5 protein-coding genes are annotated in these 6,640 nt (G+C 44.0%); 3 read left to right on the top strand and 2 right to left on the bottom strand.

Going from position 1 to position 6,640, the window contains the following annotated elements; genetic code table 11:
* Positions 1 to 563: 563 nt before the first annotated feature.
* Entirely contained in the window at positions 564 to 839 is a 276-nt protein-coding gene (locus QZY95_RS08680) for a hypothetical protein (RefSeq protein ID WP_290922268.1), read from the bottom strand.
* Between the two features lie 245 nt (positions 840 to 1,084).
* Here QZY95_RS08680 and QZY95_RS08675 point away from each other — a divergent pair, with 245 nt between their 5' ends.
* Positions 1,085 to 1,474 carry a hypothetical protein gene (locus QZY95_RS08675; RefSeq protein ID WP_290922263.1) on the top strand — a complete coding sequence of 130 codons (390 nt, stop codon included), beginning with the start codon at positions 1,085 to 1,087 and terminating at the stop codon, positions 1,472 to 1,474.
* An 881-nt stretch (positions 1,475 to 2,355) separates the two neighbouring features.
* On the opposite strand, the gene QZY95_RS08670 is transcribed toward QZY95_RS08675, so the two are convergent.
* The gene (locus QZY95_RS08670) at positions 2,356 to 3,810 is read right to left on the bottom strand and encodes a DUF438 domain-containing protein (protein ID WP_290922260.1); all 1,455 of its coding nucleotides are present in this window, start codon (positions 3,808 to 3,810) and stop codon (positions 2,356 to 2,358) included.
* Positions 3,811 to 4,041: 231 nt separating this feature from the next.
* Between QZY95_RS08670 and QZY95_RS08665 the strand changes: the two genes are divergently transcribed.
* Together QZY95_RS08665 and QZY95_RS08660 are read left to right on the top strand one after the other, a co-directional pair.
* On the top strand, positions 4,042 to 4,743 hold the full coding sequence (locus QZY95_RS08665) for a DUF169 domain-containing protein (protein ID WP_290922257.1): 702 nt from the start codon (positions 4,042 to 4,044) through the stop codon (positions 4,741 to 4,743).
* 805 nt (positions 4,744 to 5,548) lie between these two features.
* Positions 5,549 to 6,634 (top strand): ABC transporter substrate binding protein, encoded by a 1,086-nt coding sequence (locus QZY95_RS08660; RefSeq protein ID WP_290922254.1) that lies wholly within the window; start codon positions 5,549 to 5,551, stop codon positions 6,632 to 6,634.
* Positions 6,635 to 6,640: the final 6 nt, after the last annotated feature.

Here is a 6,640-nt window from a genome sequence, read left to right as displayed (position 1 = left end):
TTTGCCTTCGGCGAGGGGGGCGCTGCCCCTCCACCCCGCGAGAGGGAGCCCCTCTCGACTGGCGATAGGCGAGGAAAGGTGGAGTCTTAGCCGAAGTGTTTGGCTTCATAGAAGTTCAGTCGTTTATGTTTAGTAACTCTTTTCGTAAGTCCTAACGGGGGGTGCAGGGGGAATCATTTCCCCTGCCCGTCGGAGACAAAAAACAGAAGAACTTTCTTAGAAAAGGTGCCTTCGACGAGGAGGGCGCTGTCCTTCACTCCGCGAGAGGGAGCCCCTCTCGACTGGCAATAGACGAGAAAAGGTGGAGTCTTAGCCGAGGTGCTTGGCTTCATAGAAGTTCAGTCGTTTATGTTCAGTAACTCTTTTCGTAAGTCCTAACGGGGGGGCAGGGGGAATCATTTCCCCTGCCCGTCGGAGACAAAAAAATAGAAGAACTTTCTTAGAAAAAGTGCCTTCGGCGTCAAAAGAACCGCCGAAGACAAAAAAAGTCCTCGATCACATGTGATCGAGGACTTTTGCGCTCGTAACAACACCGCACGATGCGGTGAGGTTAGAAAAATTTGTTATGCTTTGTGTCGTTTCCAAAGGTCTAGTTCGATTGGAACGAGAGCAAGAATCTGAGAATCAACACCCCAGGCAGTCATAACTTCGTTGCCTACGAGTTCTTCCAGACAAGATTCCGGCTTTTTAAATTTAGCATCAGGAGTGATGCCGTTAATGGTGATGCGCCATTTTCTTCTTTCGTCGAAAAAGAGAACGCAATCAATGCCTTCGCGAGAGTATGTGTATTTTGTAAACGGCGGCATTTTAGCCGCTTTTTGCTGATGTACTTGTTCCATACGCGAGGTATACGCCATAAAAACAAGCGAGTCTACGCTTGGATGCGTACTATAAATGTTAACTATTGTTCTGGATGCGTAAATAGAATTTTGCTTTAAAAAATAAGTGTATTGTTGCAGAAATCTACAAAATTCATGTTCTGCGTGAATAAACGTTAAAATCTAATGAGATAACTAATCTCTTGCTTTGCATACTTCATATGATGTGATAGGTATTGCGAATATTTTTTACTGATGGAGGGAGTATGCTTCGTGTTAAATACATACTATTAAGTTGTCTTTGTTGTTTTCTACTAGTGGGCTGCGGCACAGCAGAGCCGGAAGGGAACTATTGTAAACTTGTATATTCTGTGTTGTTGCCGACACACAAAGATAAAATAGATACATGGTCTGAAGAAGTACTGACAGATGGTGTGTTAGTAAGGGCTGATAATGCCGTTTTTTGGGTTGATACTACAAACAGAGTCTTTGCATTAAATCAGCAAGGAGTGAATATTACTGATTCACAAAGCGGAGTAACATTTGCAACACCGATGTTACTGCGTCAAATAAATAATGCATTAGCCGCAGCAGGGAAAGGTAGATTGAATTCACAGGGTGGTTGGAAGTTGTTTAAGTGGAATAGTAAAGACTGAAAGATGATTTCCTGATGTGACTTTCGTGTTATTCTTTTTCTTCAGGTGGTTATCTGCATTGTGGAGTGGGAAAAATAAACTTTTAGAGTTTAGCACACTATTATCATTTGTATTATTGTAAAAACGACTGTGGTGTTTTTCCGTGTGTTTTGTATCCCTATTTGTGTGTAAAATGTTAGCATTTTGTGTAATATGTTAACTAAAAAGAATAGATAGAGTGGATTTGCTCTTTACATTTCGACAATAGAAAAGGTCAGAGTATGCTCAGTGTTTCTGAGCAATACTCTGACCTTTTTTTGAATCATCAATTTTTTGTAACATCATTTGCTAATTAGCTTAGTAAGTAGCCCATCAAGGTTTTGTTAATTAACTCATTGAGGGTCCGGTACGCTATTTGGGAATCAGTTTATCAGAGTAGTCGTTGTTCACCTGTAAGTGTTCGTATGTGCGTGACGTCTTGAGATGCTTCAAGGCAGCCAAGATAGGTTCCGTCTGTGTTGCGTACTGCATAGTAACGAATGTGGATAGCGACTCCATTCAGCTCAAGCCAGAACTTTGCGTATATTATGCCTAATACGCTGGGTGGAAATCAGTTGATCAGTGAGTTCGTTGTTTAGCTTATCGACTGATGATGGCTCAGTCCGTGAACTGGCTCATGGGTTCGTTAATTAGCTCATTAGCTATCCATTACTTGGCTCGAGAGTTCGTTAATTATCTTAATTTGTTAGTTACCACTTGAATTGTACGTAGCTGATTATGTCGTTTGCAGATGCTGAATCTTGAATCTTGAACCTTGAACGCTGAATCCTAAACGTTGAACTCTGAAAGGTGATCCACTCGAAACATGAGCCGTAGGTGTACGTAACATTCCTACATGGTGCTTACTCCCAGTTGAGTAGTCGTTGTTCACCTGTAAGTGCTCTTATGTGCGTGACGTCTTGAGATGCTTCAAGGCAGCCAAGATAGGTTCCGTCTGTGTCACGTACTGCATAGTAACGAATGTGGATGAAGACTCCATTCAACTCAAGCCAGAATTCTGCAATATCTCGCTCGCCAGCCTTAAAGGCTTCAAGAATTTTTTCCACCATATGAACACTTTTCGGAGGATGGCATTTGGAAACATCGCGTCCGATAATACCGGCACTGCGTGGAAAAACTCGTTCTTCTGTTTGTGAAAAGTAGGCAACTTTATCGTCCGCATTAACAAACGATAGATCTACTGGAAGCGATTTTAAAATGGCATTAATTACGTGCGGCTCAAGCTCGCCTCTATCTAGTGATATTTCTCCGGATTGAGCAGTGCTGCTCGCAGGGGCAACAGGTGCCGGTGTCCAGTCTTCTCCCGGGGTGATCCACGCAAAGCCAATTTCTTCTTCGCCGGTATGAACATTTGCCCAATCTTCATCAGTGAATGTTTCAAAGACCATCGGGAACAAGATGTTTTCTTCTTTATGAATCATGTCGCAAACCGCTATGGCAAGATTGTGTACCGTTGTCAGCGTGGTTCCGACATCGTCATCATTCGCAAGTTCTGTACGTACTTTTTTGAACATTGCACGTATGTCGTCATGCAGTTCCCACATTACTTGCGGTGGTGCAGTGAGCCCATGACTTTCCATTATGGGGAAGAGCTGATTTTCTTTGCGCTCGTAGTGTCTGATAATTTCAGAGAGATCTTCAATGCCGCTGATGATTCCGCGCTTTGCGGCAAAGTATTCAAGCGGATTATCTGCGTCTTTAATTGCTTCGAGCAACGCTTTAGCCTTCTCATCGGCAAATTTGTTTTCTTCCTGATAGCTATGTAAAGGGTGCCCTGCTGGAAGCTCCGGCAACGTGCTTTGCGCGAGTGAGTTTTCAAATAATTCCACATGCAGATCGCATAGTTTTTTTATTTCGGTTTCCGGTATGCCTTCGGCGACAAGCTGTTGTTCCATTTGACCGATTTCAGCAGGTGAAACATTGTGCAGTAGTTCAAAAAATTCTTTGCGCACTTCATCAACGGAAGCGCCTTTATGCAGCCGTAAAACAATCTTTTTTAATGTTTCTACGCGGGAAGTTCGGCTGTAGCTGCCATCTTTATCCTCGTTTGGATTAATGATGGTGATGGTATCACTGGTATGTCTGTAAATTTGTGCTGCAATTTCCAGCAACAGCTCATCAAGATCAATTTTTCCCATGCCGGCAGCTTGTTCCAGAGTCGCAATACTGCCGATCGTTTTACGCATGAGCGGATTTTTCAGCTTAGAAAATGAAGGGGATTTATCGAGAAGATAATCCAAAAGGAAAGGGTACTCTTTAATAAGTCCGCCGATCTTAGTTTTCTTCGAAAGTTCCATAACGCTGCTCCAATGATGACATTTACAGGTGCCAGTTATCCTACCATACAGTTCCGATTATTTTAAAAATAGATTTGCAGTTGTTTTTTGCCGTCGGTTAGAAATTATTGTAACCCTAAGTCCTTATTGTATCTATATGGTATCGTGTATACCACATAGATACGTAAACAGCATTACTTGATGTGATATTTGAAAAATATATTTTACCTGCTGTAAGCGAGGAGAGGTGTTATGGACATTGCTGCATTGTGTGCGTCTATGGGGATAGCAACTGTACCGGTCGCATTATATGATGCGCCGGATGCTGAAGCCTTTGCTCCTTTGGTTGAGCCAAAACGGTGTATTTTTGCCGCGTATGATGCGTGGCAGTCTGGTCAAACGCTTCAAATTACGGCCAGCAAATATGGTTGTCCCGGTTGTGGATACTGGGTGACAGGACAGGATACGTTTCCAAGCCGTGAGGTCTTCGTTAATTTTCTCTACAAGAAAGAAGGGTTGCGAAAGTCCGCTGAGCTTATGAATGCGTGGTTGGATGCTAATCCGCCGTACCAGCCACAGCATCAAAACATTATGATTGGCCCCCTGCGTGATGAAATGAAAGATTTCTTAAAAACTGTAACGTTTTTCGTCACGCCGGATCAGCTCAGTACGCTTATGCTCGGTGCTGTCTATGCATCGCATCCAAGCGACCAAGAGCCAGTAATAGCTCCTTTCGGCTCTGGCTGTGGGCAGATGATTTCTTTGTTCAAAGACCTAAAGCGTCCTCAAGCAATAATTGGAGCAACCGACATCGCAATGCGTGGGCACATCCCCCCAGAGCTTCTTGCCTTTACTGTAACTGTCCCCATGCTACAGCGGCTACTCGAGCTTGATCAGGACAGCTTCCTTAGCAAGCCGTTTCTAAAAAAGCTTAAGCAAGCGCGTGACGAGTAATTTTTTAAGAATTTTTTTTAAGTTTTTCATAACGATTGCCTTCGGCGAGGGGGGCGCTGCCCCTCCACCCCTTAAGTAGCTTTTGAAGATATTTTTTGAGTTTTTTTGTCTCCGACGGGCAGGGGAAATGATTCCCCCTGCACCCCCCGTTAGGGGTATGGAGAGTATTACGAAAAATAGACGACGTCACTTTGATGAAGCCGATGACTTTTTCAAAGGCTCCACCATTGCTCGTCTATCGCCAGTCGAGAGGGGCTCCCTCTCGCGGGGTGGAGGGGCAGCGCCCCCCTCGCCGAAGGCAATACAATTCAAAAAAGAGTAAACGGCGGTACAGTATGCCAACTTTGTTGGCAGGTTTGTGTCGCCGTTAGTCTATTTTGTTGCCTGTGCAAGAGTGCCTGTGTGATAAATTGTAGTATTCAACTTTTTTTACGGCAGAAAAAACAAAAGAACCAAGGCGGACACTGTTTACTGCTTTTCCGGAGTGAGTAATCAGTATATGTAGAACTGTTAACAAGCAGGCATGTTTAGGAAAAATATATAGAAATACCGGTTTGGAAATAGTTCTTTGGGGATTAGAGCCAGAGATAAAGAAAGGGGTAAAATTGTAAGAAAAAAATAGACAACAGGTGCGCATTATAGTTTTTTCTATTTTGCAGATGGAGTTCTTAACCTTGTCTGCCTACATACTGGAATATTTTTTGAAGGATACTGAGGGAGAATGCTGTAGTCCCTATCACTTTGTATCAGTTCAAAGAGTGTGATGCTAATTGCGGTTAATGGGGAGATAAAGTGGGAGGACGTTATGTGTAGGAGAGGAGTATTATGCGCGCAGCTGTTTGTATTCATGGTTTCTTTATTGATGATTACGACGCCTTTGTTTGCGGAAAAAGTGTGGCGGGTCGGATATTTAGAAGCTGGATCGTATTGGTGCTACACCGCTTCAAAAAATGCGTTGTTTCGTTCTTTGAGTGATACGCGTTTGATGCGCAGGATGAACTGGCACGAGCGGGTTGAGTTGGTAAAAGATGCAGATTTCAGCCCGGGCTGGGATAATCCTGAAGGGATTCAGCGTGCGGCTGAAGAATTGGTTCAGCGTGAGGATTTGGATATTCTTTTTGTAGCCGGAACAACTGCTACACAGGCTGTGCTTGAAGCCAATAGAAAGAGTGTGCTGAAAAAGCCGATAGTCTCGTTTGCTGTTGCTGATGCGGTTCGTGCTGGTTTTGTTGAGAGTGAGACTGATTCCGGCGTAGATAATTTCACAGTACGTATTGTTCCTGAACGTTTTAAGCGCATGTTTGAAATTTTTCATGAGGCTGTCGGGTTTCAACGGCTTGGTATTATGTACCGGAACACGAATAACGGGATCAGGATTTCCAGAGTTGAAGATGCTCGTGCCGTTGCGGCGGCAGAAGGTTTTGAGGTTGTAGAGTACAGTGGCATCAGTAGGGAAGAAAGTGTTGATGAGTGCCGGAAGGGGATAGAATTTTTACTGTCAGAGGATATTGATGCCTTTTTTATAAGCCCGTTGCAGTGTTTTGAATGGGAAGAAGGCAATGTTGGAGAGCTGCTGCACTTGTTGGCTGAAAAAAAGGTGCCGACATTTGCCAGAGATGGTCGGGCATATATTCGCAGCGGCGCGTTGATGGGGTTTTCTGCAACAAATTACAGTGGAAGAGGCATTTTTCTAGCAGAAAACGTTGTACGCATACTACGAGGCGAGACTCCACGATCACTACCGATGGTAGACAATGTGGTGCCTAAGATTGTGTTGAATCTGGCAGTGGCTGAAGAGGTGGGATATGATCCTCCGCTGGAACTTCTTGCGGCAAGCTACGAGGTGTTTCAGGAGGTTCTGGCTCCTGTGAAGAAGTGTGTAACCCGCTAGCTCTGC

Source organism: Halodesulfovibrio sp., assembly GCF_015482765.1.
Taxonomy (GTDB): Bacteria; Desulfobacterota; Desulfovibrionia; order Desulfovibrionales; family Desulfovibrionaceae; genus Halodesulfovibrio.
The sequence above is the reverse complement of the archived record's forward strand: the minus strand, read 5'-3'. Positions and strand labels throughout refer to the sequence as shown.